The sequence below is a fragment of the Methylobacterium sp. NPDC080182 genome (assembly GCF_050281105.1).
Lineage (GTDB): Bacteria > Pseudomonadota > Alphaproteobacteria > Rhizobiales > Beijerinckiaceae > Methylobacterium.
Genome location: NZ_JBNNWO010000001.1, coordinates 338,168 through 362,330, shown reverse-complemented (window position 1 = coordinate 362,330; position 24,163 = coordinate 338,168). Strand labels below are relative to the sequence as shown.

Here is a 24,163-nt window from a genome sequence, read left to right as displayed (position 1 = left end):
GATGGCCACCTTCCTCGCCCGCGCCGCCGCCGTCCCGCAGGACCGGCCGCGCCTCCCGCTCGGTCAGCGCCTCGCGCTGCCCGAAGGGCTCGTCCCCCTGCTCCGCCGGATCGGCTGGATGCTGGTCTCGGTCGGCTGCTTCGCCGGCCTCTGGGAGCTGCTCTGGGCGCTCGGCATCGCCGACGCCAAGCTCCTGCCGCCGCCGCACATCTTCCTCGGCAACCTCGCCGAGCAGGCGCGCTTCTTCAACACCGCGCAGCGCTGGCAGATCGGCACCGGGATGAATACCGGCCCCAGCCCCGCCATGGCGGTGCTGATCACCGTGCTCGCCTCGACCGGCCGGGTGCTGGCGGGCCTCGCCCTGGCGGCCTCCCTGTCGATCCTCGTCGGGGTGGCGATCCGCTACGTCGTGCTGTTCGAGCGGCTGACCCTGCCGACGATCACGCTCCTGGCGCCGGTCTCGCCGATCGCGTGGCTGCCGGTAGCGATCTTCATGTTCGGAATCGGCAACGCCCCGGCGATCTTCATGGTGTTCGTTGCCCTGTTCTTCACGATGGTGCTCTCGACCATCCAGCAGATCGACGGGGTCAACCGGAACTACATCAACGTCGCCCGGACCATGGGGGCGACGAAGCGCCAGATCTACGCGCGGGTGATCGTGCCGGCGATCCTGCCGGGGCTGCTCGCGGTGCTGCGCCTCAACCTGTTCGGCGCCTGGATGGTGGTGCTCGTCGCCGAGGCGACCGGCGTCGGCTACGGGCTCGGCCAGGTGATCATGCTGGCGCGCAACACCTTCAACCCGTCGCTCGTCTTCTTCACCATCACGCTGATCGGCCTGCTCGGCTTCGCCTTCGACCTGCTGTTCCGGCTGGTCCAGCGGCGGCTGCTGTACTGGCTGCCGCGCGACGCGGGGTCCTCCCTTGGCCTCTGATCCCGCATCCGACGCCGCCGTCTCGTGCCGCGGCGTCGTCAAGGTCTGGGCGGCCGGCACCGCCCGCGCCCACGAGGCGCTGCGCGACATCGACCTCACCGTGCGGCCGGGCGAGTTCGTGGTGTTCCTCGGCCCCTCGGGCTGCGGGAAGAGCACGCTGCTCTACCTGATCGCCGGGCTCGAACCCGCCTCCGGGGGCGAACTCCTGGCCTTCGGCGAGGCCGTCACCGGCCCGTCGCCGGAGCGCAGCCTGATCTTCCAGGAGACCTCGCTGCTGCCCTGGCTCAGCGTCTGGCAGAACGTCAGCTTCGGCCTGTCGCTGAAGGGCGTGTCGGAGGCCGAGCGCCGGAGCGTCGCCCGGGCGGCGCTCCAGCGCGTCGGCCTCGCCGAGGCCTTCGACAAGCGGCCGGACGAGCTGTCCGGCGGCATGCGCCAGCGCGTGGCGGTGGCGCGGGCGCTGGCCATGCGCCCGAAGGTCCTTCTGATGGACGAGCCCTTCGCGGCGCTCGACGTCCAGACCCGCCAGAAGATGCAGGACTTCCTGCTCGACGTCTGGCGCGACAGCGGCGCCTCGGTGCTGTTCGTGACCCACCACATCGACGAGGCGGTGGCGCTCGCCGACCGGGTGGTGGTGTTCACCGCCCGCCCCGGGCGGATCAAGACGATCGTCCGCAACGACCTCGCCCGCCCCCGCGACCCGTTCTCGCCCGAGGCGGAGGCGTTGCGGCGGCACCTCACCGAGCTCCTGCGCGACGAGGTCGACCGGGCCTTCGCCGAGCAGGAAGCGCTCGTCTGACCCCCTCCCCAACACGGACACGACCATGGCCACATCGCTGATCCGCAGCCGGCGGATGATCACCCGCACCCTCGACCACGACCGCTGGGAGGAGATCGCCGACGGCGCGGTCCTCCAGAAGGACGGGGTCATCGCGGCGGTCGGCACCTACGCGGACCTGCACGCCCGCTACCCCGATGCCCCCGTGATCGGCTCGGGCCGCGAGATCCTGCTGCCGGGCTTCGTCAACGGCCACCACCATGTCGGCCTGACGCCGGTGCAGCTCGGCTCGCCCGACATGCCCCTGGAGCTGTGGTTCGTCACCCGGATGGTGGCGCGCAACCTGAACCTCTACCTCGACACCCTGTACTCGGCCTTCGAGATGGTCGGCTCCGGGATCACCACGGTCCAGCACATCCACGGCTGGATGCCCGGCAGCCTGGAGGAGGTCGAGGCGCGCTCCAACGAGGTGCTGCGCGCCTATCGCGACATCGGCATGCGGGTCTCGTACTGCTTCGCGGTCCGCGACCAGAACCGCCTCGTCTACCAGGCCGACATGGACTTCGTGGCGAGCCTGCCGGCGCCGCTGCAAGACCCGATGAAGCGCTGGTTCGAGCGCTTCCAGATGTCCCTGGAGGACAATTTCTCGCTCTTCCGCAGCCTGCATGCCGGCCAGGAGGGCGCGTCGCGGGCGAAGATCCAACTCGCACCCGCCAACCTGCACTGGTGCTCGGACGCGGCCCTCGAGGGCTTGGCCGGCCTGTCCGAATCCTACGACGTGCCGATGCACATGCACCTCGTCGAGACCGCCTACCAGAAGGCCTACGCGGAGAGGCGCGGCGGCGGCACCGCCCTGGAATACCTCGACCGGTTCGGCATGCTGGGACGCCGCCTGACGCTCGGCCACGGGGTCTGGCTCAACGAATCCGACATCGAGCGGGTCGCGGCGACCGGCACCTGCATCTGCCACAATTGCTCGTCGAACTTCCGGCTGCGCTCCGGCGTGGCGGCGCTCAACCGCTTCGAGGCCAAGGGGATCAACACGGCGATCGGCCTCGACGAGGCCGGCATCAACGACGACCGCGACATGCTGCAGGAGATGCGCCTCGTGCTGCGCGCCCACCGGGTTCCCGGCATGGACGAGGCCGACGTGCCGAGCATGGCGCAGGTGCTGCGCATGGCGACCGTCGGCGGCGCCCGTACCACCCCCTACGGCGACAGCCTCGGCACGATCGAGGTCGGCAAGGGCGCCGACATGGTCCTGATCGACTGGGACCAGATCGCCTACCCGTATCTCGACCCGGAGACGCCGCTCCTCGACGCGGTGATCCAGCGGGCCAAGACCGGCGGCGTCACTGCGGTGCTGTGCGAGGGCGAGGTGCTCTACGCCGACGGGCGCTTCACCCGGGTCGACAAGGACGCCGCCCTGAAGGCGCTCCACGACGACCTGTCGCGGGCGCTGTCGGACGACGAGGTCGAGCGGCGCCAGCTCTCGAAGGCGCTGCTGCCCCATGCCCGCCGCTTCTACGCCGACTACATCGACCCGTCGCGGCACGAGCCGTTCTACCGCCCGAGCTCGCGCGTCTGACGGCGCGCGCCCGGGCCGGGCGTCAGCGGACCAGGCAGGGCTTCTTGTTGTCGAAGGTCCAGCCGGGGATCAGGAACTGCATGGCGGCCGCGTCGTCGCGGGCACCGAGGCCGTGGTCGCGGTAGAGCGCGTGGGCCTCCTCGACCGCCGACATGTCGAGCTCGATGCCGAGGCCCGGCCGCTCCGGCACCCGCACGAGGCCGCCGCGTATCGCCAGCGGCTCCTTGGTCAGGCGCTCGCCGTCCTGCCAGATCCAGTGCGTGTCGATCGCCGTGACGTTGCCGGGCGCCGCCGCAGCCACGTGGGTGAACATCGCGAGCGACACGTCGAAGTGGTTGTTCGAGTGCGAGCCCCAGGTCAGGCCGTGGTCGCGGCACAGCTGGGCCACCCGGACCGAGCCGGCGAGCGTCCAGAAATGCGGGTCGGCCAGCGGGATGTCGACGGCGCCGAGCTGGATCGCGTGGTTCATCTGGCGCCAGTCGGTGGCGATCATGTTGGTGGCGGTGGGCAGGCCGGTGGCGCGGCGGAACTCCGCCATGATCTCGCGGCCCGAGAACCCGCCCTCGGCGCCGCAGGGATCCTCCGCGTAGGCCAGGACGTGGCCCTGGCCCTTGCAGAGGCGGATCGCCTCCGCGAGGGACCACGCGCCGTTCGGGTCGAGCGTGACCCGCGCCTTGGGGAACCGCTCGTGGATCGCGGTGACGGCGGCGATCTCCTCCTCGCCGCGCAGCACGCCGCCCTTCAGCTTGAAGTCGTTGAAGCCGTACCGGTCGTAGGCGGCCTCGGCGAGCCGGGCGACGGCCTCCGGGGTCAGCGCCTCCTCGTCGCGCAGGCGGAACCAGCCGTCGCGGGCGGTCGGCGCACGGTAATCGAGATCCGTGCGGGTGCGGTCGCCGACGTAGAACAGGTAGCCCAGCATCTCGACGGCGTCGCGCTGCTGGCCCTCGCCCAGGAGCGCGGCCACCGGGACGTCGAGGTACTGGCCGAGCAGGTCGAGGAAGGCGGATTCGACGGCCGTGACCGCGTGGATGGTGATGCGCATGTCGAAGGTCTGCAGGCCGCGCCCGCCGACGTCGCGGTCGGCGAAGCGCGTCCGCATGGCGTTGAGCACCGCGTTCCAGGCGCCGAGCGGCTGCCCGACGACGAGGTCCCGGGCATCCTCCAGGGTCTTGCGGATGCCCTCGCCGCCGGGGACCTCGCCGAGGCCAGTGGCGCCGGTGGAGTCGGTCAGGATCACGAGGTTGCGGGTGAAGTACGGGCCGTGCGCGCCCGAGAGGTTGAGCAGCATGCTGTCGTGGCCGGCCACCGGCACGACCTTCATGGCGGTCACGGTCGGCGTGTGGCGGGCGGCGTGGCGACTGTCATTCAGCATGGCGTCCTCCTCGGGGGCCCCCGGCCGGTCTGCGCCGGGCGCGAGGCGGGATCGATGCGGGGCCGGACCGGCCGGGGCCGGTCCGGCGTGCGGGTCAGTGGGCCTTGAGTTCGACGCGGCGGATCTCGCCGACCACCACGAGGTAGCAGAAGCAGGCGACGAGGGCGTTCAGGCCGACGAAGACCAGGGCGCCGTTGAACGAGCCCGTGCTCTGGACGATGTAGCCGATCGCGATCGGCGTGGTGATGCCGGCGGTGTTGCCGAAGGTGTTGAACAGGCCGCCCGAGAGGCCGCCGCTCTCCCGGGGCGAGGTGTCGGCGACGACCGCCCAGCCGAGCGCGCCGATGCCCTTGCCGAAGAAGGCGAGCGCCATCAGGCCGACCACCAGGGCGTCCGCCTGGACGTAGTTGCAGCCGATGATGCTCATCGACAGCAGCATGCCGCCCACGATCGGGATCTTGCGGGCCGCCGTCAGCGAGAAGCCGCGGCGCAGGAGCAGGTCGGAGATCACGCCCCCGAGGATGCCGCCGATGAAGCCGCAGAGCGCAGGCAGCACCGCCGCGAAGCCGGCCTGCAGGATCGACAGGCCGCGCTCCTTGACGAGGTAGACCGGGAACCACGTCAGGAAGAAGTAGGTCAGCACGGTGATGCAGTACTGGCCGATATAGATGCCGAGCAGCATCCGGTTGGCGAGCAGCTGGCGCAGCGTCCGGCCAGCATCGCCCTGCTTGCTCCGGCTCTGGCCGTCCATGTCGAGCAGGGCGCCGCCGGCCTCGATGTAGTCCCGCTCCGCCTGGTTCATCGACGGGTGGTTCTTCGGGCTGTCGACCACGCGCAGCCAGAGGACCGCGAAGGCGATGCCGAGCAGGCCCATGCTGGTGAAGACGTGGTGCCAGCCGAAATTGTGGACGATCCACGCCATCAGCGGCGTGAACAGCACCGTGGCGAAGTACTGCGCCGAGTTGAAGAACGCCGAGGCCATGCCGCGCTCGCGGGTCGGGAACCACGCGGCGACGATCCGGGCGTTGGCGGGGAAGACCGGCGCCTCGGTGAGGCCGACGGCGAGCCGCAGGGCGAAGAGCAGCACCACGGCGGTCAGGCCGGTGAAGAAGCCGACGGCGCCCTGGACCAGCGTGAAGGCCGACCAGAGGGCGACGGCGGCGGCGTAGACCCACTTGACGCTGTAGCGGTCGAGGAGCCAGCCGCCCGGGATCTGGGCGAGGACGTAGGACCACGCGAAGGCCGAGAAGACGTAGCCCATCTGGACCGGCGAGAGGCCGAGTTCCTTGGCCATGTCGGGGCCGGCGATCGAGATGGTCGCGCGGTCGGCGTAGTTGATGGTGGTCGCGGCGAACAGCATCGCGACGATCAGCAGGCGGACGCGGGTGCGGCGACCCGCGTCGGCGGCGGCGAGCAGGGTGCTCGGCGCGCCGGTCGAACTGGCACTCATGGACGTTCTCCCAGGCTCGTCGCCGCCCGGTTGATCCGGGAGGCGGGTCGTGGCCGCCGTTGGCTCGGCGGGTCTGTCTTGGGTGTCGAGGCGGGGGCTCAGCGGCGGTCGCCGATCAGGGCCGTCAGCTCGGCGCGCTCGGCCGCGTCGAGTTCGGTCAGCGGCGGCCGGACCGGGCCGGCGTGGCGGCCGACGGCGCTCATGCCCGCCTTGACGATCGAGACCGCGTAGCCGCGCTTGCGGTTGCGGATCGCGATGTAGGGGAGGACGAAGTCGCGCAGCTCCCGGTAGACCGCGTCGCGGTCCCGGCGGCGGACGCTGTCGTAGAAGGACAGCGCCCATTCGGGCAGGAAGTTGAAGATCGCCGAGGAGTAGGTGGTGACGCCCATCTCCAGGTACGGCAGCGCGAAGGTCTCGGCGGTGGGCAGGCCGCCCACATAGGTCAGGCGGTCGCCCAGAGCGGCGTAGACCCGGGTCATCAGCTCGACGTCGCCGACGCCGTCCTTGAAGCCGACGAGGTTCGGGCAGCGCTCGCACAGGCCCGCGAGCGTCTGCTCGTTGAGCTGGGCGTTGGCGCGGTTGTAGACGATGACGCCGAGCGAGGTCGCGCGGCAGACCGCCTCGATATGGGCGGCGAGACCGGCCTGCTCGGAGCCGACGAGGTAGGGCGGCAGCAGCAGGATCCCGTCCGCGCCGGCGGCCTCGGCGGCCCGGGCCATCTCGACCGCGAGGGCGGTGCCCTGGCCGGCGGGGGCGATGACCGGGGTCCGGCCGCGGGTCTCCTCGACGGCGGCGCGCAGGACGCGGTCGATCTCGGCGGGCGTCAACGAGAAGAACTCGCCGGTGCCGCCGGCGGCGAACAGGCCCGATACCCTGTAGTCGGCCAGCCGCCCGAGATTGTCCCGGTAGGCGGTCTCGTCGAAGCTGAGATCGTCGCGGAAATGCGTGACCGGGAAGGACAGCAGCCCGGAGCCCAGCACGCGCGCCATCTCGGCCGGGGTCATGCTCGCCATCGATTCTCTCCCTGGAACGCACCGTTCGGTGTCGCGTCCGGGGTTAGGCGCCGGCGTTAAATGCGTCCAACGTTGATTTTGGCTGGGTTATCCCGGATCCTGCATCAATGTTCGATCTCGGCCACGCCCGCAGCTTCGTCGCCGTCGCCGAGGAGATGCATTTCGGCCGGGCCGCGGCCCGGCTGCACCTGACCCAGTCGCCCCTGTCGCGGCAGATCCAGATGCTGGAGCAGACGCTGGGCGTGACGCTGCTGGAGCGGACCACCCGGGCGGTGCGCCTGACCCCGGCGGGCCGCACCTTCCTGGCCGAGGCCTACCGGGTGCTGGCGGCGGCCGAGAACGCGGCGCGCATCACGCGGCGCGCCGCCCTGGGCGAGAGCGGGGTGCTGCGCCTCAGCTTCACCGCCGCCTCGGCCTACCGGACGCTGCCGCAGGTCGTCGCCCATGTCCGCCGGACGCTGCCCGAGGTCGATCTCGTGCTGGAGGAGATGGTCTCGGACGAGCAGATCCTGGCGCTGGGCGAGAACCGCACCGATCTGGCGATCCTGCGGCCGGCCCCGGTCCTGCAGGATCCGAAATCCGCGATCGCCACGGCGCCGCTGGCGCGCGAGCGGCTCCTGCTCGCGGTCCCGCGCGGGCACCGCCTCGCGGCGGCGCGCGCCCCGACCCTGCGGGACCTCGACGGCGAGGCCTTCGTGACCTGGTCGCCTCGGGGCGGGCGCTACTTCATCGACCTGCTCGACCGGCTGTTCGAGGCCGGGGGCGTGCAGCCGCGGATCGTGCAGCGGGTGAACCAGGTCCACGCGATGCTGGCCCTCGTCGGCGCCGGCATCGGCGTCGCGCTGGTGCCGGGCAGCGCCCGGGGCAACAGCATGGCCGACATCCGGCTCCGGCCGATCGCCCTGCCGGCCACGACCGGGCCGGAGCTGTGGCTCGCGTGGCGCAGCGACAACGCCAATCCCTGCCTGCCCTCGGTGCGGGCGGCGGCGCTGGAGACCGGCGAGGCGTGACCGCCGGCGCCGGCCTGGAAAGTCGGTGCGGCCGGCGATAGGCTGCGCGCTCGCCCCGCTTCCGGTCGCGCAGCCGGCCGGGGCCGCCCCTCCCGGATCAGGCAGGCACCATGAGAGTTTCGGCCGACCTCTGCATCGTGCCGATGGGCGTCGGCCCGTCGGTCTCGCCCTACGTCCGCGAGCTCAAGGGGATCATCGAGTCGAGCGGGCTCACCGCCACGATGCATCCCAACGGCACGAACATCGAGGGCGAGCTGTCGGAGATCTGCGCGCTGGCGGAGCGGTGCGAGGCGAGGCTCGCCGAGCTCGGCGTCCAGCGGACCTTCTTCACGCTGATCTTCTCGACGCGCCGCGACAAGGACCAGTCGATGGCCGACAAGCTCGCCGCGGTCTCCTGACCGCGACCGCCGCGGCGCGTCATCCCGGGGTCTTTCTCCGGGCCCGCGCCGAATGAGGTGCGGGTCCCTGCTCGTGCAGGATAGGGGGCGCGTCGCGGCTGGCTCGACCGGTGACGCGTCCTCCGGACCGTCGCGACGCGACCGGGAAAAGCCCTAGCCGTGGCAGGCGCAGCCGGCGTGCTCGCAGCCGGCGTGATCCTTGTGGCCGTTCGCGCAGTCGTCGCAGCAATAGGCCTTGCCGTCCCGCGACACGGCCTTGGCGACCGGGATCACGCAGACGCAGTCCTGGCAGGCGCACTTCACCATCTCGACGTCGACGCTGGCCATGATTTCCTCCTCCGGCGGGACAGTCCGCATGTCGACGTTAGAGCCGCTGCGGCGGCGAGGAAACCCTTCTCCGGGCGCGGTGACGCGCCCGTGATCCCATTCGCCCGCTCGCGCGTTCCCCAGGTCCGGTGCTCGCTGCGCCGGGTGGAGGGCGCCATGGCCGATCAGAACACCGACGACGTCCGGATCGAGCCCTACGACGGGCCTGCGGGCGGCTGGGGCTCGGCCCGCTCCCTCGTCGAGATCCTGACCCGCGAGGGCGTGCCGGTCACCGGGTCGGCGATGCTGCTCAAGCAGAACAAGCCGGACGGCTACATGTGCACTTCCTGCGCCTGGGCGAAGCCGGCCAAGCCGCTGGCGTTCGAGTACTGCGAGAACGGCGCCAAGGCGACGGCCTGGGAGCAGACGCGCCGCCGCGCGACGCCGGACTTCTTCGCCGCGCACACGGTGACGGAGCTTCTCGGCTGGAGCGACTACGCCCTGGAGGAGCAGGGCCGCCTGACCCACCCGATGCGCTACGATCCGGCGACGGACCGCTACCGGCCCGTCGCCTGGGCGGAGGCCCTGGCCGAGATCGGCCGTGAGCTGAAGGAGCTGCGCGCGCAGGACCCGCGGTCGGTGGTGTTCTACGCCTCCGGTCGGGCGTCGCTGGAGACGAGCTACATGTGGGCCCTGCTCGCGCGGCTCTACGGCAACAACAACCTGCCCGACTCCTCCAACATGTGCCACGAGCCGACTTCGGTGGCGCTGCCGCAATCGATCGGCGCGCCGGTTGGCACGGTGCTGCTGGAGGATTTCGAGACCACCGACCTGATCTTCTTCTTCGGACAGAACGTCGGGTCGAACTCGCCGCGGATGCTGCACCCGCTCCAGGAGGCGCGGCGCCGGGGTGCGCAGATCATCACCTTCAACCCGCTGCGCGAGCGCGGGCTGGAGCGCTTCACCGACCCGCAATCGCCGGTCGAGATGCTCACCCGCTCGTCCACGAAGATCTCGACGCAGTACCATCAGGTGAAGGCCGGCGGCGACCTCGCGGCGCTCACCGGGCTGTGCAAGGCGCTGATCGCCCTCGACCGGGCCGCGGAGGCTGCCGGCCGGCCGCGGGTGCTCGACCACGCCTTCATCGCCGAGCACACCCACGGCTTCGAGACCTTCGTCGCCTTCTGTGACGGTCAGGACTGGGCCGCGCTGGAGCGGCGTTCCGGCCTCACCCGGACTGCCCTGGAGGCCGCCGCCGAGGTCTACGCCCGCGCGAAGGCGGTGATCGGCATCTACGGGATGGGCCTGACCCAGCACCGCAAGGGCACCGAGACCGTCCGGATGCTCGTGAACCTGCTGCTGCTGCGCGGCAATATCGGGAAGCCCGGAGCCGGGATCTGCCCGGTGCGGGGCCACTCGAACGTGCAGGGCCAGCGCACCGTCGGCATCACCGAGAAGCCGGAGCTGGCGCCGCTGGACAAGCTGCGGGAACTCTACGGCTTCGAGCCGCCGCGGGAGAAGGGCCTCAACACCGTCGAGACCTGCGAGGGCGTTCTCGACGGGCGTGTGAAGGCGTTCATCGGGCTCGGCGGCAACTTCCTGCGGGCCGTGCCCGACACCGCCCGGATGGAACCGGCCTGGCGGCGGCAGCGGCTCACCGTGCAGATCTCGACCAAGCTCAACCGCTCGCACCTCGTGACCGGCGCCGTCGCCTACATCCTGCCCTGCCTCGGCCGGATCGAGATCGACCGGCAGGCGAGCGGCCCACAGGCCGTATCGATGGAGAGCTCCACCGCCCAGTTCCACGGCTCGCGGGGCGTGGCCGACCCGGTCGGACCGCACCTGCGCTCCGAGCCCTGGATCGTGGCGGAGATCGCCAAGGCGACCCTGCCGCCCAATCCCTGCATCGACTGGGATGCCTGGGTCGCCGACTACGCCCGTGTGCGCGACGCGATCGAGGCGACCTATCCGAGCGTGTTCCACGACCTGAACGGCCGCATGTTCCACCCGGGCGGCCTGCTGAAGCCGCTGGGCGCCCGCGACCGCAAGTGGGAGACCGACACCGGCAGGGCGAATTTCGCGGTCCCCGAGGGCCTGGAGGCCGATCCGGACCTGCCCGACCGGGGTCCGGAGGTGCTCGACCTCATCACGCTGCGCTCGAACGACCAGTTCAACACCACGGTCTACGGCTACGACGACCGCTTCCGCGGGGTGAAGGGCACCCGGGACGTGCTGTTCATGAACCGCCGGGACATCGCGCGGCTGGGGCTGAGGGACGGGATCAGCGTCGACGTGGCGACCGAGGCGGACGACCAGGTGACGCGGCGCGTCGGCGGGCTGCGGGTGATCGCCTACGACATCCCCGAGGGCAACTGCGCCGGATACTACCCGGAGTTGAACGTCCTGCTGCCGCTCTGGCACTACGACGAGCAGTCCAAGACTCCCGCCGCCAAGGCGATCACCGTGCGGGTGACGGCCGCGACCGCCGCACCCTGAGCGGAGCGTCTGGCGTCCGGTCGCGCCTTCCGGCAAGGAACGACCATGGACCAGGCGACTCCTCCCGACGCGCGACCGGACGCTCCGGTGGAATCGCGGCTGCGCGCGCTCGTCGGCCGGATCGCCGCCGGGGCGCCCCTGAGCGAGCCGGGCGCGGACCTGTCGCAGCTGAGCGCCGGGCCGGGCGCCCTCGCGGATGTGCCGGAGGCCGGCCTCGTCACCGACGCCGAATCCGGCGGCCTCGCGCTCGCCGGCGCGGACCTGTCCCGCGCCCGCATGGAGGAGGCCGATCTCTCCGGCGCGAACCTGCGCGGGGCGAGCCTGTCCGGCGCGGTCGGGCGCTCGACCCGCTTCACCGGGGCGATCCTGGAGGCGGCCGACCTGTCGGAGGCCGATCTCTCGGGGGCGGACTTCACCGGCATCGTCGCCGGGCAGGTGAAGTTCGCCGGGGCGATGCTGGAGGATGCCCGGTTCGGCCAGGCCGCGATGCGCTTCGCCGACCTGTCCGGCGCCCTGCTCGACGGGACCGACTTCGCCGGCGCCGATCTGTGGGGCGCGGATTTCTCCGGGGCGGACGCGGACGACACGGTCTTCCGCGGGGCGCGGCTCGACGAGGCCAAGCTCGCCGACGCCAACCTGACCCACGCGGATTTCGCCGAGGCCAGCCTGACCAAGGCGAGCCTCGCCGGCTCGCGGCTGCGGGGCGCGCACTTCACCGGCGCGAAGCTCGACGGCGCCGATCTCTCGGGGGCGGATCTCTCCGACACCGACCTCGTGCGGCTCAACCTCGCGACCTGCCGGCTGCGGCACGCGCGCTTCGCCGGCGCGTGGCTGAACGGCACGCGGATGAGCGTCGAGCAGCTCGGCGGCGCGGTCGGCGAGGAGGTGGCCGGCGCCTACGACGCCGCCCAGGCCAGCTACCTCGCCCTGGAGCAGAACTGGAAGAGCATCGGCAGCCACGACGCGGCGAGCTGGGCCTACAAGCGCGGCCGCCGGATGGGCCGGTTCCATGCCGGGCAGCAGGCCCGCGCCGCCTGGTCCGACCGGGACTGGTCCGGATTCCTGCGGCACGGCTATCGCTGGACTGCCGACCGCTTCGTCGAGTGGCTGTGCGATTACGGCGAGAGCCTGTCGCGCATCGCCCGCGCCTTCGCGCTGCTGATCGTGCTGTTCGGCGGGCTCTTCGGCCTGACGGGCGGCCTGTTCATCGTGGAGGGACCGGAGGCCGGGCCGACCTACAATCCCCTCGACCTCCTGAGCTACAGCGCGCTCAACATGATGACCGCGAACCCGCCCGAGATCGGCCTGAAGCCCACCGGCCGCGTCACCAACCTGCTGGTCGGCATCGAGGGCGGCGTCGGCATCATCCTGATGGGGCTGTACGGCTTCGTCCTCGGCAACCGCCTGCGGCGGTGACCCCGATCGCGTCCGGGCCGCTCAGTCGTTCACGCTGAGCCGCTCGATGACGAGGCTCAGATCCTTGCGCAGGGCGCGGATCTCCGGCTCGCTGAGTTCGAGCTGGCACATCACGCTCTCGCGGACCGAGACCGCGTCGGCGCGCAGGGCGGCGCCCTCCGGCGTCAGGGCGATCTCGACCTCGCGCTCGTCCGACTGGCGCCGGGTCCGGAGCAGGAAGCCCGCGCTCTCCAGGCGCTTGAGCACCGGTGTCAGCGTGCCGGAATCGAGGCGCAGGCGCCGGCCGATCTCCGAGACCGTGACGCCGTCCTGTTCCCAGAGCACCAGCAGGACCAGATATTGCGGATAGGTCAGTCCGAGCCGCTCGAGCAGCGGCCGGTACGACTTGGTCATCCGATGCGCGGCAGCATAGAGCGCGTAGCAGAGCTGATTATCGAGAAGCAGCGGATCCGTCTCCGGCTGCGCCTCAGCCGTATCGGCAATATACGCCATATCGTTTGCCCATCGCGGTCCACGCACCGCCATTCTCGACCGCGACCGCGGGTTCGTCACCATACCATAACACGGGATACCGGCGCGCAAGCTCCGGTCGTCCGGCCCGTTCTCTTAACAACCCTATGGGGTTCGTCTCGGTGTTCGTCCCCCGCCCGCGACGGGCGGGAGCGCCGCCAGGCTGTCGAGGAAGCCGGCCTCGTCCTCGAGCGTCCGGAGATCGAGGCGGACGGCCTCGTCGCTGATCCGGCCGATCACCGGCACGGGGAGCCGGCGCAACTCCTCGGCGAGCCGCCGGCACCGGCCGCCCGCGCCGCGGCTGCCCGCCGAGGCCGGCGTCAGGACCAGGGCGGCGCTGGGCAGAGTCTCCACCGGCAGTGCGCCGGATCCGATCTGGCTGATGCACTCGGCGACCGTGACCGCGGCGCGGCCGGCGAGCCGCTCCGCCACCGCGGGGGCGAGGCGCTCGGCCTGGGCGGCGATGCTGTCGCGGTCGCGGGTGAGGAGCCGCAGGGTCGGGAGCTCCGCGCGCAGCCGCTCCGGGTGCAGGTAGAGCCGCAGAACGGCCTCGAGGGCCGCGTAGGTCATCTTGTCGACGCGCAGGGCCCGCTTCAGCGGATTCTTTCGCACGCGGGCGATCAGGTCCTTCCGGCCGGCCACGATGCCGCACTGGACCGCGCCGAGCAGCTTGTCGCCGCTGAAGGTGACGACGTCGGCCCGCTCCAGGGCGGCGCGGATGGTGGGCTCGGGGGGCAGCCCGTAGGCCGCGAGGTCGACGAGGCTGCCGCTGCCGAGATCGTCCGCCAGCGGCACGCCGCGCTCCCGGCAGAGGGCGTGGAGGGCCACGGGATCGGCTACCGCGGTGAAGCCCGCGATGGCGTAGTTGCTCGGATGCACCTTCATCACGAGGCCGGTGCGGGGCCCGAGGGCCTCCGCGTAGTCGCGCAGGTGGGTGCGGTTGGTGGTGCCGACCTCGCGCAGGCGGCAGCCGGCCCGCACCATCACGTCCGGCACCCGGAACGAGCCGCCGATTTCCACGAGCTCGCCGCGAGAGACCACCACCTCCTTGCGCATGGCGAGCGCGTTCAGCACCAGCAGCACCGCGGCCGCGTTGTTGTTGACGACCACCGCGGCCTCGGCGCCGGTCAGGCGGCAGATCAGGCCCTCGACATGGTCGTCCCGCTCGCCCCGGGCGCCGGTCTCGAGATCGAACTCGAGGTTGCTCGCCTGCACCATCACGGCGGCCACGGCCTCCGCGGCCGAGCGGGGCAGCAGGGCGCGGCCGAGATTGGTGTGCAGCACCGTCCCGGTCAGGTTGAAGACCGGCCGCAGCGACGGGCGCCGCTCGGCAGCGAGCCGCGCCGACGCCGCGGCCCGGATCGACTCCGCGTCCGGGACGGGGCCGCCCCCGGCCCGGATCTCGGCCAGCACCGCCCGGATCGCGTCCGTGAAGGCCGTCCGCCCGTAGGCGTCGAGGTCCGCCGGCGGCGCGCCGCCGACGAGGCGCTCCACCGCGGGAATCCGGCGCGGGGACGGCGCCGGGTCGTCGGCCTGCGGGGTGGGGACGGGCGCGTTCATGGCAGGCCAGAGATAACCATCCCGGTGCACGGAGCCAGCCCGTCGACGCGCGGATAATGCGCGCAGGTTGTTCCGGTCCCGGCCCGACGGTAAGGGCAGATCCTGAAATCGGCGCCCGAGAGTCCATCGCACCCGCGCGGGGCGGGCTCGGCCGCGCCGACCCCGCCGAGCCCTCTCGGGAGACGTCACCATGTCCCGATCTTCGATCCAGATCCACCCGATGATCCTGTGCGGGGGGACGGGGACGCGGCTGTGGCCGGCCTCGCGGGAGAGCATGCCCAAGCAGTTCGCCCGGCTGGTCGACGCCGAGCGCTCCACCTTCCAGGCGACGCTGGCGCGGGTGTCGGACGCCACCGTCTTCGCCACGCCCACCGTCATCGCCTCGGCCGAGGCCCGCTTCATCGTGGCCGAGCAGCGCGACCAGCTCGGTCTCTCCGCCGACATCCTGCTCGAGCCGCAGGGCCGCGACTCCGCCGCCGCCGTGGCGGTCGCGGCGCTGCACGCTGCCGCCAGCGACCCGCAAGCCGTGGTGCTGATCATGGCCGCCGACCACGTCGTGCCCGACACGGCGGCCTTCGTCGACGCCGTGCGGCGCGCGGCCGCCGGCGCCCAGGCCGGCTACACGATGACGCTCGGCATCGAGCCCGACAGGCCGGCCACCGATTACGGCTACATCCGCCGCGGCGAGCCGATCGCCGAGGCCCCGGGCGCGGCCCGCGTCGCCCGCTTCGTCGAGAAGCCGGACCGGGCCGGCGCCGAGGCGCTGATCACCGACGGCGCCCTGTGGAACTCGGGCTACTTCCTGTTCCGCGCCGACCTGATGCTGGCCGAGCTGGAGGCGTTCGTCCCCGAGGTGCTGGCGGCCGCGCGCGCGGCCCTGGAGGCGGCGGTGACCGACCTCGACTTCGTGCGCCTCGACGCGGCGGCCTTCGCCCAGGCGCCCAAGATCTCGATCGACTACGCGGTGATGGAGCGGACCGCCCGGGCCGGCGTGCTGCCGGTGTCGTTCGCGTGGTCGGATGTCGGCACCTGGGACGCGGTCTGGCAGGTGCTGGACCACGACGAGGCCGGCAACGCCGTGCGCGGCCGGGTGTCGCTGATCGGGACCAAGAACAGCCTCGTGCACAGCCAGGGCGAGGGCCTGACGGCGGTGGTGGGCCTGGAGGACGTCGTGGTGGTCTCGACCCCCGACGCGGTGCTGGTGGCCTCCAAGGCGCATTCGGGCAAGGTGAAGGAGCTGGTCGGCGCCCTGCGGGCGCAGGGCGCCCCGGAGGCGGACGCGCACCTGCGGATGTATCGGCCCTGGGGCTGGTACCAGCGCATCGACCTTGGCGAGCGCTTCCAAGTGAAGCGGATCCAGGTGGTGCCGGGCGGGCGGCTGTCGCTGCAGAAGCACTACCACCGGGCGGAGCACTGGGTGGTGGTGCGCGGCACCGCCGAGGTCACGATCGACGAGCGGGTGGTGCTGGTCCACGAGAACGAGGCGGTCTACCTGCCGATCGGCTCGATGCACCGGCTGGCCAACCCCGGCAAGATCCCGCTGGAGTTGATCGAGGTCCAGGTCGGCTCCTACACCGGCGAGGACGACATCATCCGCGTCGAGGACATCTACGGCCGCTGAGCGCCCGGCCGGGCAGCCTGCGACCCGATCACCCGCAGGCGCGCCCGGAACATGCGGCCACCCCGATCGATAGCCTAGCGTGTGGCCGCTCCCGTGCGGCCGCGCCACAGCGTCGGGGATACCGCATGAAGCACAAGCCGCTCCGCGAGCAGGTCATCGTGATCACCGGCGCCTCGTCGGGCATCGGTCTCGCAACGGCCCGGATGGCGGCCGAGCGCGGCGCCCGGGTGGTGCTGGCGGCGCGCAGCGGCGACGCCCTGGCGCGCATCCGCGCCGAGATCGAGGGCGTCGGCGGCAAGGCGATCGACGTCGTCGCCGATGTCGGCCGGCGGGCCGACGTGCAGGCGGTCGCCGACCGGGCCGAGGCGACCTTCGGCGGCTTCGACACCTGGGTGAACGTGGCCGGCGGCTCGATCTACGGCCGGCTGCGCGAGATCAGCGACGCCGACCACGAGCGCCTGATCCAGACGAATTTCTGGGGGACCGTCTACGGCTCCCTCGTGGCGACCGAGCATCTCCGCCAGCACGGCGGCGCCCTCATCAACGTCGGCAGCATCGCCTCCGACCTCGCCTTCCCGTTCCAGGGCATGTACGCGGCCTCGAAACACGCCGTGAAGGGCTTCACCGACGCACTGCGCATGGAACTGATGGACGAGAACGCGCCGATCTCGGTGACGCTGATCAAGCCGGCCTCGATCGACACCCCCCTGCCCCAGCGGGCGCGCAACTACATGGACCGCGAGCCGAGCCTGCCGCCGCCGATCTACCCGCCGGAGGAGGTGGCGAACGCCATCCTGCACGCGGCCGTCCACCCGCAGCGCGACATCTTCGTGGGCGGGGCCGGCAAGGCCTTCGTGGCCGGCAAGGAATTCGCGCCCGGCGCCTACGACTATCTCGGCCCGGCCATCATCGCGCTCCAGAAGCGCCGGAGCGCGCCCCGCAACCCGGACGGCGCGCTGCACGCGCCGGTCTCGGCGGGCGAGACGCGGGGCGACCCGCCCGTCCCGGTCATGCGGACCAGCGCCTATACCCGCGCGACCCTGCACCCCCTCGCGGCGGCGGCCGGCCTCCTCGGCGTCGGCGCGGCCACGGCCTTCGCGGTGCTCGGCACCTCGTCCGGGCGCCGGCGGCGCCTGTAAATGGCTGTCGCGACGGAGACCCTGCCCGGCCCCGCCCGACCGGCACGGGAGGCCGGGAGCGGGACCGGCGCCGAGGCCGATCCCCGGATCGTGCCGCGCCGGATCGTGTCCCTGGCCGACGACCGGACGATCGCCTACGCGGAGACCGGCGCCGGGCCGGACCTCGTGGCGATCCACGGCACGCTGATGTGCCTGGAGGACGTCTGGCTCGGCCCCGTGCCGGCGCTGGCCGAGCATTTCCGCGTGGTCGCCGTCGACCGCCCGGGTCACGGCTTCAGCCGGCGGCCGCGCGGCGGTGCGGCCGACATCTGGGATCAGGCGGCCTCCATCCGGGAGGCGGTGCGGCGCCTCGGCCTGGACCGCCCGGTCATCCTGGGCCACTCGTTCGGGGCCGCGGTCGCCCTCGCCTACGGCATGCTCCATCCGGACGAGGTGGCCGGCATCGTCGCCCTCGCGCCGATCTGCTTCCCCGAGCCGCGGCTGGAGCAGGTGCTGTTCGGGCCGCGGGCGCTGCCGTTCGGCGGCGACACCCTGTCGGCGCTTCTCGGCGCGAGCAGCGACCGGGCGCTGCTCCCGCTCCTGTGGAACGCGATGTTCTTCCCCGAGGCGATGCCGGCGCGCTTCGCGCGGGACTTTCCCTTCGCCCTCGCGGGCCGCCCGGCGCAGATCACCGCCGAGGGCGAGGATGCGGGCTGGCTCTGGCCGGGGCTCACGCGCAGCGTCCTCGGCTACCCGTCCCTGCGCCGCCCCACGCGCATCCTGGGCGGTAGCGCCGATCTGGTGGTGAACACCACCCTGCACGGCCGGCGCGCGGCCGGCCTGATCCCCGGGGCGCGGTTCGAGTCCCTTCCGGGGGCCGGCCACATGCTGCACCACCTGCAGACCGACGCGGTCGTGCGCGCGGCCCTGGCGGTGCGGTCGGAGGCCTGACGGACCCGGTCACGAGCCCCGCGGGCGGGGCCTCCCTCAGCGGATGAGCGCCTTGATCTGCTGCTTGGCGCCCGCCTTCAACCGGGCCAACCCGCCGCGGGCCTGCCGCTCGCGCTCCTGCCGCAGCGTGCGCTTCTCGGCGTTCCAGGGATGCTCGTGGCGGAGCGTGTGCTCCGGCGCGCGGACCCCGAAGCCGAGGGCATAGGCGCGCCGCGGTCCGGCGCTGAGATTCGGCCCGGCGCAGTGCAGGGTCCGGCAATCGTGGAAGGTGGCGCCGCCCGCCGGGAGCGGACACGGGACCGCGCGCTCCACCGGAACGCCGAGGGCCTCGAGCCCGTGGATCCGCGGGTCGCCGCCGATGCTGCGATGGGGGAGGAGCGGCTCCCGGTGGCTGCCCGGGACGTAGAGCATGCAGCCGTTCTCCGGCGAGACGTCCTGCAGGGGCATCCAGACCGTGATCGCCCGGTAATTCGTGTAGGCGGCGTAGAACGCCTCGTCCTGGTGCCACGCGGTGGCGGCGCCGATCTTCGGCGGCTTGCGGATCGCGTGCTCGAAGACGAGGGCCGCGCGGTTCCCCAGGAGCTGGCGCGACATGGCCAGGGCGTTGGCCCGGAACAGGATGTCCCGGAGCAGCGGCTCGAAGCGGGACGGGTTGAGGAGCTGGGGCGAGCGCGCCTCGTTGGCGCCGCGGTCGACGTCGACGAGGTCGAACAGGCTCCCGTCCTTCCAGCCCCGCGCCTCCTCGAACAGACGGTCATAGGCGCCGCGCAGGGTGTCGAGCTCCTCGGCGGTGGTGATCGCCGGGACGGTGACGAACCCGTCGCGCCGGAACGCGGCGATCTCGTCGTCGGTCAGGATCCGCGTCGGGACGCGCGCCGCCGCGCGATTACCCACGATCCAGCGGACGAGCCGCGACCGTGCCTCGGCCGCGCGGGCGGAGAGGCCGTTCCCGGCATCGGCGACGCCGAGCCCCAGGCGATCCGGAATCGTGACTGGCATCGCACCCTCCGCTTCGAAGTGATTCCGCGAGGATGCCCACGTCTATTCCGAGGCTTACAGTACCGATTCTTAGGTATGACTGAGCGTTGGGGCCTCGGGCATTTGCCTTCAGCTTCATCATGAACCACCTCCGGTTGAGATTTCCGGTTGCAGCTCTTTCTGGGGCCGGACGCGGCTGCCGGCCGCCAGCGGCGCTCCCGCTGACGGGCGATGCCGGCGCGGAAGCGCCGCGCCAATGCATCGGATTGATCGCATTTCCGGAACCATTTTCTTTCATGGCCGATATTTAATGCATCTGCGGGAGGTATTGATGAGTTCTGTGAAAGATCGGGGCGATCAATAAGGACCGATTTCCCGGAGAGTGATGATGAATATCTTAACGAAAGCTGCCGCGGCCGTAGCCCTGGCGGCGCTGCCGGTCTCGGCCGCGCAGGCGATGCCGGTCGTGGCCGATCCGGGCCTCGCGGCGCCGATCACGCTCGTGGCGGGGGGATGTGGGCCGGGCGCCTGGCGCGGCCCCTGGGGCCACTGCCGCAGCACGCCCTATGTCGGTCCGCTGCCCGGCGGCTGGTATCAGGTGCGAGCGGGGAACGGCTGCCCGCCCGGCTACTGGCGCGGACCGTGGGGCCATTGCCGCAACACGCCGTATCACGGACGGCTGCCGAACGGCGGCTACCGGTAGCCGCCCTCCCTCACCGTCGACGGAGGCCGGCGCCGGAGCGCCGGCGGGCGGTGAGGGACTCGAACTCCTGACCCTCTCCGTGGAAGGATTGGCGTTCCCAGGCCGTAGAGCGACGGCACAGGAAAAAAACGTAGCGGGCCATCTGGAGGCCCGTCGGGCCTTCGTTTCCGGAAAATGTCCGGAGACCTGTTCCGGGCCGGTTCGTCGGATCCCCCCTGTGTTCTACAGCGCACCCATGTCGGCCCGTAATTGGTCACGCGGTCGTCGCACCCGGCTTGTCGCTCGACGGCTTCGGCCTTGTCGCCATCGTCTCTATCGCCGCACCGGGTACAGACGCTGTCGAGCGCGGAACAGCACCTGACGCCGCCGGCCACATTGCGCCCGCCGGTGCGCCGTATATCGCACCCGACCTCCCGGCACGTCGCGATCGCCGCAATCCGTTCCAACTGCGCGACCCCGGCGCGGATCTCGGCCAGCTTGTCGGCAAGCTCTCGCATAGACCTATGGACGATTGAAAAACCCTATTGGCGGACCTCTGACTTCTTGACTGTTGTTTGTTTATTTGTCACTCATCAATGCTGATTTTTCCATATTTTGAGCATCAAAATCTGCTGACGGATCGGCTCTAAGCCGATTCCGAAAATGCCTATAACAACGCAGGCGACAGAATGGAGCTTCCGAACATGACACATACTCGAGAGGCCGTCGCCGGACTCAGCAAACAAAATGTTTCTTCTCTGAGGTATAACAGCAGAAACAATAATCGATACGAAAGCACGGGATTATTGATTTCGTTTATGAAAAAAAACAAAAAGCTATTAGATGTTGGATGCGGAACAGGGACGATCACATCCACACTGAGAGACGCTCTCTCGCTTGATGTAGTTGGCGTTGAGCCTCATCCCGAGAGAGCCGAGCAAGCGCGCACAGAAGGATTAAATGTCATCACTGGTGTTTATGATCAAACTTTCGCACAGAGAAACGAGAAATTTGACTACATCTTATTTGCAGACGTTTTAGAGCATCTTGTAGACCCAGCAGAAATGTTGAGAGAAGTAAAAAATTCGCTGGCGCCAGATGGTCGTGTGCTGGCCTCTATTCCAAATGTTGCGCATTGGACCGTAAGAGCGCAATTATTATTCGGAAATTTTAACTACAAGCCGACCGGGATAATGGATGCCACACATCTCCGATGGTTCACGCGCAGGAGTGTACGTCGTTTGTTCGAGGCGGCGGGATATGAAGTTGAAGATATTCGCGGCGCCGCGGGTGGTTGGATGGGCGTATACCGCTACACGCCCTTTCGCTTTCTCCCTCAAGATCAGAAGAGTTTTGTGCTCGGCCAGCTCTGCCGGATCGCGCCCGCCCTTTTTTCAGTTCAACATGTGATAAAAGCGCGGCCAAAGTGATATTCAAGCCGTAATTAAGGTTATTATTCTGCACTTATGTGCATGATCCTGTGTCGCTTTTCGACGGAGTTCCTGTCTGCTTTCCGCCCGACCGCCCCGAGACACGGTCTCCACAACGCCGCGCAGATGCTCCGAGAGGTGGTGGCCATAAACCTGCTCCACGACCTGCTCGTTGGTGCCGAGCGCTCGAGCAACCTTGCCGAACGGCACGCCCGCCCTCATGCCCCCCCGTCGCGAAGGTGTGGCGCAGTGCGCGCGGCAGTTCAGCCAGGTCGTGTTGGCGCCCGACAATGCCTGATTGAACTCATCAATAATAGTGACGACGAATGACCAGCGCGACGAGGGCAGAAACGGCTCCCAAGGACGCCCCGATTAGCGTGAAAAGCAAAACGACCATATAGCCGGCCGTGCCTTCGCGCTGAGTTACCTTCATGATGTCAATATACCAAGCACCGACGAGAAAACCCAGTATTCCACCCACCACCGTCCCGCAAATAGTGGTAACTAGATACACAAAAATCGAAAATAAAATCTGATTGAACGCCATTGACACGCGAGCCTGCTCTCGAATCAGGGCGAAGCATCCGAAGATCCTCCTGTTTTTGCAACAGGCCCACTCTCTAATTGTGTCCTAGTACTGATATTCGCCTTCGCCAGATTTATCGGTGCCTCGACAGGCGCGCCGCATCGTGGCGGGGCAGCTAGCGTCCCGTTCGCTTCAACGTCCCTTGGAACTCACACGAGGCGCCGTGCCACATCGTGCAGCCCTGTTCTTCCAGGACGACGGACCGGAAATCCGAAGCGTAGCGGGCGGTGATCCGGCAGGTTTGCCCACCGTCGGTTTTGCTGAAGACGACCGTGTCGGGTCCGGTCGGCCGCCCTTTCATCGTCACCTCACCGCCGCAGCCCTTGGTTCCCGTTGAGAACTGGGCCGTGAAGCCGGCTGCGCCCGCGGCCTTCACCTCGACGCCCTGCTCGTAGCCGTCCTCCTGGTGCTCGAAGGTGCCCACCGCCCTGGCTCCGGGGCCCGCAGCGTGCGCGACCGTGGAGACGAGCAAAGGGAGGAGGATCGCGAGCCGGCGGAGCATTACCGCACCTTATCAGATCGAGGAGAGCGATAGCCCTGGGCGGCCCGCACGATGATCGCCACGAAGCTGACGGCCAGCAGAAGGATCAACGCCTCGTAAGCCCACGGCCCGAGCCACGATGCGACCGCGTCCGGCATGTGACGCACGAGCGTACGCACGATGCCCGCGGCGAGCGCGATCAGCGTGACGAGGCCGAGGGCGAATTGAAGCCAGCGGGGCATGCGGCTTAGGTTAGCACGCCCCGCCAAGCCGGTCAGCGGGCAGCCTGCCGCTCGAACTGGATCCCGCATTTCTTCTGGACGGAGACCTTTTCCAGCGCCTTCATCTCGCCCTTGAGGCGCACCAGCTCGGTTCGGCTCGGCGTGTCCTAGGACCGGGCCGTGGAGGCGCAGCAGCGCAAGCGCGACGGCCAGAAGTTGACCGAGGCGCTCGAGCCATCGACCGCGGCTTCATCAGTCCTCTCCTGTGGGCCGCGGCCTAGCCGGAACACGGTGCCGTAAGGCGCCGTCAGAACGGTTGTTGAGGCCGGAATTTGCCGGCCTCACATCAGCAAACAATGGAAAACGAGAAACAATCTTGGTGGGCGGTGAGGGACTCGAACCCCCGACCCTCTCCGTGTAAAGGAGACGCTCTACCAACTGAGCTAACCGCCCGGCTGGCGACCGTTACGGCATGGTCCCGGTCCGGTGCAAGGGTCCGCACCCCGGATCCTTATCAGGGGTCGATGAGCCGCGTCGCCAGCGCGGGTGTCAGGCCGATGCTCTCGACAGGGTCGGGCCTTGACGGGGCCTGCCCAAATGCGCCCGCGGCCAGAACCGCGCGGGTCCCCGCCTCGACCGAGCAGATCACCGGAACGGGAACCTGCGGGGCGATCCGCACGGCGAGCCCGGCCAGACCGGCACCGCCCAGGATGACCGACTCGGCGCCGGCCCCCGCGCAGGCGCGGCAGGCTTCGGCGAGGATCTCCAGGGCCGCGTCCGGGTCACGGGCGATGGTGCCGCCGCTCGGAGCCACCGTGCGGAGGGCCGCGAGGGCGTCGGCGAGGCCGAGCGCCGCCACGAACTCCCGCAGCATCGGCTCCCAGGCCGCGCCCCCGGTGACGATCCCGAAGCGACCGGACGCAGCGGCCTCGCGGCAGGCCGCTTCCGCCATGCCGATGACCGGTACCCGCGACAGCTCACGCAGGGCGAGGAGGCCCGGATCACCGAAGCAGGCCAGGTAGACCGCATCGCAGCCGGCGCCGTGCTCCGCGAGAGCGTCGAGGGCCGCGTGGCCGGCGATCGCCGCCGCCGCCCGGCTCGCGATGTAGCGGGCTCCGAACCGGCCGGTGACGGCGCGCAGCTCCGCACGGCCGCCGAGCTGAGTGCGGACATGGCCGGCGACGAGATCGGTGACGTGCGCACTCGTGTTCGGGTTGATCAGCAGGATGCGCATCCGGGCCTCCGCGCTCGCGTCCGCGCATGAAAAAGC

General features: G+C 70.3%; 24 protein-coding genes and 1 tRNA gene. 13 read left to right on the top strand and 12 right to left on the bottom strand.

Features of this window, described 5'->3' with window-relative positions; translation table 11 throughout:
* Nucleotide 1 precedes the first annotated feature (1 nt).
* Genes ACQKQD_RS01815 through ACQKQD_RS01805 form a run of 3 tightly spaced genes read left to right on the top strand, consistent with a single transcriptional unit; the run spans nt 2 to nt 3,294 of the window.
* Nucleotides 2-931, top strand: a complete 930-nt coding sequence (locus ACQKQD_RS01815) for an ABC transporter permease (protein ID WP_427507329.1) — start codon at nt 2-4, stop codon at nt 929-931.
* Entirely contained in the window at nt 921-1,727 is an 807-nt protein-coding gene (locus ACQKQD_RS01810) for an ABC transporter ATP-binding protein (protein ID WP_427507328.1), read from the top strand. The genes ACQKQD_RS01815 and ACQKQD_RS01810 overlap by 11 nt, the downstream gene beginning before the upstream one ends.
* Nucleotides 1,728-1,752: 25 nt before the next feature.
* Entirely contained in the window at nt 1,753-3,294 is a 1,542-nt protein-coding gene (locus ACQKQD_RS01805; RefSeq protein ID WP_427507327.1) for an amidohydrolase family protein, read from the top strand.
* A gap of 22 nt (nt 3,295-3,316) precedes the next feature.
* Here the strand turns inward: ACQKQD_RS01805 and gudD are convergent, their stop codons facing one another.
* The 3 genes from gudD to kdgD all read right to left on the bottom strand — a co-directional run bounded on the left by gudD (nt 3,317) and on the right by kdgD (nt 7,129).
* A complete protein-coding gene (gene gudD, locus ACQKQD_RS01800; RefSeq protein WP_427507326.1) occupies nt 3,317-4,666 on the bottom strand; it encodes a glucarate dehydratase in 1,350 nt (449 codons plus the stop codon).
* A 94-nt stretch (nt 4,667-4,760) separates the two neighbouring features.
* A complete protein-coding gene (locus ACQKQD_RS01795; RefSeq protein WP_020090743.1) occupies nt 4,761-6,116 on the bottom strand; it encodes an MFS transporter in 1,356 nt (451 codons plus the stop codon).
* Between the two features lie 98 nt (nt 6,117-6,214).
* Entirely contained in the window at nt 6,215-7,129 is a 915-nt protein-coding gene (gene kdgD / locus ACQKQD_RS01790) for a 5-dehydro-4-deoxyglucarate dehydratase (RefSeq protein WP_427507325.1), read from the bottom strand.
* Between the two features lie 107 nt (nt 7,130-7,236).
* Between kdgD and ACQKQD_RS01785 the strand changes: the two genes are divergently transcribed.
* Together ACQKQD_RS01785 and ACQKQD_RS01780 are read left to right on the top strand one after the other, a co-directional pair.
* Nucleotides 7,237-8,139, top strand: a complete 903-nt coding sequence (locus tag ACQKQD_RS01785) for a LysR family transcriptional regulator (protein ID WP_100250608.1) — start codon at nt 7,237-7,239, stop codon at nt 8,137-8,139.
* A 110-nt stretch (nt 8,140-8,249) separates the two neighbouring features.
* Nucleotides 8,250-8,537: an MTH1187 family thiamine-binding protein gene (locus tag ACQKQD_RS01780; RefSeq protein WP_020090746.1), complete on the top strand. Its 288-nt coding sequence runs from the start codon at nt 8,250-8,252 to the stop codon at nt 8,535-8,537.
* A gap of 153 nt (nt 8,538-8,690) precedes the next feature.
* Here the strand turns inward: ACQKQD_RS01780 and ACQKQD_RS01775 are convergent, their stop codons facing one another.
* Nucleotides 8,691-8,864, bottom strand: coding sequence for a metallothionein (locus ACQKQD_RS01775; protein ID WP_020090747.1), 174 nt, complete (start codon nt 8,862-8,864; stop codon nt 8,691-8,693).
* 156 nt (nt 8,865-9,020) lie between these two features.
* Here ACQKQD_RS01775 and ACQKQD_RS01770 point away from each other — a divergent pair, with 156 nt between their 5' ends.
* Together ACQKQD_RS01770 and ACQKQD_RS01765 are read left to right on the top strand one after the other, a co-directional pair.
* A complete protein-coding gene (locus ACQKQD_RS01770) occupies nt 9,021-11,339 on the top strand; it encodes an FdhF/YdeP family oxidoreductase (protein ID WP_427507324.1) in 2,319 nt (772 codons plus the stop codon).
* A gap of 45 nt (nt 11,340-11,384) precedes the next feature.
* Complete coding sequence (locus ACQKQD_RS01765; protein ID WP_427507323.1) at nt 11,385-12,755, top strand: pentapeptide repeat-containing protein; 1,371 nt, start codon at nt 11,385-11,387, stop codon at nt 12,753-12,755.
* Between the two features lie 21 nt (nt 12,756-12,776).
* On the opposite strand, the gene ACQKQD_RS01760 is transcribed toward ACQKQD_RS01765, so the two are convergent.
* Both ACQKQD_RS01760 and selA read right to left on the bottom strand, forming a co-directional pair.
* Nucleotides 12,777-13,247, bottom strand: a complete 471-nt coding sequence (locus ACQKQD_RS01760; protein WP_020090750.1) for a MarR family winged helix-turn-helix transcriptional regulator — start codon at nt 13,245-13,247, stop codon at nt 12,777-12,779.
* Nucleotides 13,248-13,370: 123 nt separating this feature from the next.
* Entirely contained in the window at nt 13,371-14,825 is a 1,455-nt protein-coding gene (gene selA, locus ACQKQD_RS01755) for an L-seryl-tRNA(Sec) selenium transferase (protein ID WP_427507322.1), read from the bottom strand.
* Nucleotides 14,826-15,015: 190 nt separating this feature from the next.
* Between selA and ACQKQD_RS01750 the strand changes: the two genes are divergently transcribed.
* The 3 genes from ACQKQD_RS01750 to ACQKQD_RS01740 all read left to right on the top strand — a co-directional run bounded on the left by ACQKQD_RS01750 (nt 15,016) and on the right by ACQKQD_RS01740 (nt 18,515).
* Nucleotides 15,016-16,446 carry a mannose-1-phosphate guanylyltransferase/mannose-6-phosphate isomerase gene (locus ACQKQD_RS01750; protein ID WP_427507321.1) on the top strand — a complete coding sequence of 477 codons (1,431 nt, stop codon included), beginning with the start codon at nt 15,016-15,018 and terminating at the stop codon, nt 16,444-16,446.
* Nucleotides 16,447-16,571: 125 nt separating this feature from the next.
* The gene (locus ACQKQD_RS01745) at nt 16,572-17,585 is read left to right on the top strand and encodes an SDR family oxidoreductase (protein ID WP_056531553.1); all 1,014 of its coding nucleotides are present in this window, start codon (nt 16,572-16,574) and stop codon (nt 17,583-17,585) included.
* The gene (locus tag ACQKQD_RS01740; RefSeq protein ID WP_427507320.1) at nt 17,586-18,515 is read left to right on the top strand and encodes an alpha/beta fold hydrolase; all 930 of its coding nucleotides are present in this window, start codon (nt 17,586-17,588) and stop codon (nt 18,513-18,515) included.
* 36 nt (nt 18,516-18,551) lie between these two features.
* On the opposite strand, the gene ACQKQD_RS01735 is transcribed toward ACQKQD_RS01740, so the two are convergent.
* Nucleotides 18,552-19,514 (bottom strand): phytanoyl-CoA dioxygenase family protein, encoded by a 963-nt coding sequence (locus tag ACQKQD_RS01735; protein ID WP_100250601.1) that lies wholly within the window; start codon nt 19,512-19,514, stop codon nt 18,552-18,554.
* A gap of 364 nt (nt 19,515-19,878) precedes the next feature.
* Here ACQKQD_RS01735 and ACQKQD_RS01730 point away from each other — a divergent pair, with 364 nt between their 5' ends.
* The 3 genes from ACQKQD_RS01730 (at nt 19,879) to ACQKQD_RS01720 (ending at nt 21,605) form a co-directional block, all read left to right on the top strand.
* Complete coding sequence (locus ACQKQD_RS01730) at nt 19,879-20,196, top strand: GCG_CRPN prefix-to-repeats domain-containing protein (RefSeq protein ID WP_170855074.1); 318 nt, start codon at nt 19,879-19,881, stop codon at nt 20,194-20,196.
* 275 nt (nt 20,197-20,471) lie between these two features.
* Nucleotides 20,472-20,711 carry a hypothetical protein gene (locus tag ACQKQD_RS01725; RefSeq protein ID WP_139257062.1) on the top strand — a complete coding sequence of 80 codons (240 nt, stop codon included), beginning with the start codon at nt 20,472-20,474 and terminating at the stop codon, nt 20,709-20,711.
* Nucleotides 20,712-20,864: 153 nt separating this feature from the next.
* Nucleotides 20,865-21,605, top strand: coding sequence for a class I SAM-dependent methyltransferase (locus tag ACQKQD_RS01720; RefSeq protein ID WP_081636425.1), 741 nt, complete (start codon nt 20,865-20,867; stop codon nt 21,603-21,605).
* Nucleotides 21,606-21,912: 307 nt separating this feature from the next.
* Here the strand turns inward: ACQKQD_RS01720 and ACQKQD_RS01715 are convergent, their stop codons facing one another.
* The 5 genes from ACQKQD_RS01715 to ACQKQD_RS01695 all read right to left on the bottom strand — a co-directional run bounded on the left by ACQKQD_RS01715 (nt 21,913) and on the right by ACQKQD_RS01695 (nt 24,127).
* Nucleotides 21,913-22,158, bottom strand: coding sequence for a hypothetical protein (locus tag ACQKQD_RS01715; RefSeq protein ID WP_427507319.1), 246 nt, complete (start codon nt 22,156-22,158; stop codon nt 21,913-21,915).
* Nucleotides 22,159-22,306: 148 nt separating this feature from the next.
* Nucleotides 22,307-22,615 (bottom strand): hypothetical protein, encoded by a 309-nt coding sequence (locus tag ACQKQD_RS01710; RefSeq protein WP_132368135.1) that lies wholly within the window; start codon nt 22,613-22,615, stop codon nt 22,307-22,309.
* A gap of 77 nt (nt 22,616-22,692) precedes the next feature.
* The gene (locus ACQKQD_RS01705) at nt 22,693-22,914 is read right to left on the bottom strand and encodes a hypothetical protein (RefSeq protein WP_091676423.1); all 222 of its coding nucleotides are present in this window, start codon (nt 22,912-22,914) and stop codon (nt 22,693-22,695) included.
* Between the two features lie 356 nt (nt 22,915-23,270).
* Nucleotides 23,271-23,346: transfer RNA gene (locus tag ACQKQD_RS01700), tRNA-Val, on the bottom strand.
* A 61-nt stretch (nt 23,347-23,407) separates the two neighbouring features.
* Nucleotides 23,408-24,127 (bottom strand): aspartate/glutamate racemase family protein, encoded by a 720-nt coding sequence (locus tag ACQKQD_RS01695; protein ID WP_427507318.1) that lies wholly within the window; start codon nt 24,125-24,127, stop codon nt 23,408-23,410.
* Between the last annotated feature and the right edge of the window lie 36 nt (nt 24,128-24,163).

What these genes read in the sequence shown, in the direction of transcription:
- ACQKQD_RS01780 (WP_020090746.1), top strand. Translation starts at nt 8,250, where the DNA reads ATGAGAGTTTCGGCCGACCTCTGCATCGTGCCGATGGGCGTCGGCCCG.
- ACQKQD_RS01765 (WP_427507323.1), top strand. Translation starts at nt 11,385, where the DNA reads ATGGACCAGGCGACTCCTCCCGACGCGCGACCGGACGCTCCGGTGGAA.
- ACQKQD_RS01720 (WP_081636425.1), top strand. Translation starts at nt 20,865, where the DNA reads ATGGAGCTTCCGAACATGACACATACTCGAGAGGCCGTCGCCGGACTC.
- ACQKQD_RS01705 (WP_091676423.1), bottom strand. Translation starts at nt 22,914, where the DNA reads ATGCCCCGCTGGCTTCAATTCGCCCTCGGCCTCGTCACGCTGATCGCG.
- ACQKQD_RS01795 (WP_020090743.1), bottom strand. Translation starts at nt 6,116, where the DNA reads ATGAGTGCCAGTTCGACCGGCGCGCCGAGCACCCTGCTCGCCGCCGCC.
- ACQKQD_RS01815 (WP_427507329.1), top strand. Translation starts at nt 2, where the DNA reads ATGGCCACCTTCCTCGCCCGCGCCGCCGCCGTCCCGCAGGACCGGCCG.
- gudD (WP_427507326.1), bottom strand. Translation starts at nt 4,666, where the DNA reads ATGCTGAATGACAGTCGCCACGCCGCCCGCCACACGCCGACCGTGACC.
- ACQKQD_RS01740 (WP_427507320.1), top strand. Translation starts at nt 17,586, where the DNA reads ATGGCTGTCGCGACGGAGACCCTGCCCGGCCCCGCCCGACCGGCACGG.
- ACQKQD_RS01745 (WP_056531553.1), top strand. Translation starts at nt 16,572, where the DNA reads ATGAAGCACAAGCCGCTCCGCGAGCAGGTCATCGTGATCACCGGCGCC.
- ACQKQD_RS01730 (WP_170855074.1), top strand. Translation starts at nt 19,879, where the DNA reads ATGATGAATATCTTAACGAAAGCTGCCGCGGCCGTAGCCCTGGCGGCG.
- ACQKQD_RS01770 (WP_427507324.1), top strand. Translation starts at nt 9,021, where the DNA reads ATGGCCGATCAGAACACCGACGACGTCCGGATCGAGCCCTACGACGGG.
- kdgD (WP_427507325.1), bottom strand. Translation starts at nt 7,129, where the DNA reads ATGGCGAGCATGACCCCGGCCGAGATGGCGCGCGTGCTGGGCTCCGGG.
- ACQKQD_RS01695 (WP_427507318.1), bottom strand. Translation starts at nt 24,127, where the DNA reads ATGCGCATCCTGCTGATCAACCCGAACACGAGTGCGCACGTCACCGAT.
- ACQKQD_RS01775 (WP_020090747.1), bottom strand. Translation starts at nt 8,864, where the DNA reads ATGGCCAGCGTCGACGTCGAGATGGTGAAGTGCGCCTGCCAGGACTGC.
- selA (WP_427507322.1), bottom strand. Translation starts at nt 14,825, where the DNA reads ATGAACGCGCCCGTCCCCACCCCGCAGGCCGACGACCCGGCGCCGTCC.
- ACQKQD_RS01805 (WP_427507327.1), top strand. Translation starts at nt 1,753, where the DNA reads ATGGCCACATCGCTGATCCGCAGCCGGCGGATGATCACCCGCACCCTC.
- ACQKQD_RS01760 (WP_020090750.1), bottom strand. Translation starts at nt 13,247, where the DNA reads ATGGCGTATATTGCCGATACGGCTGAGGCGCAGCCGGAGACGGATCCG.
- ACQKQD_RS01750 (WP_427507321.1), top strand. Translation starts at nt 15,016, where the DNA reads ATGTCCCGATCTTCGATCCAGATCCACCCGATGATCCTGTGCGGGGGG.
- ACQKQD_RS01785 (WP_100250608.1), top strand. Translation starts at nt 7,237, where the DNA reads ATGTTCGATCTCGGCCACGCCCGCAGCTTCGTCGCCGTCGCCGAGGAG.
- ACQKQD_RS01735 (WP_100250601.1), bottom strand. Translation starts at nt 19,514, where the DNA reads ATGCCAGTCACGATTCCGGATCGCCTGGGGCTCGGCGTCGCCGATGCC.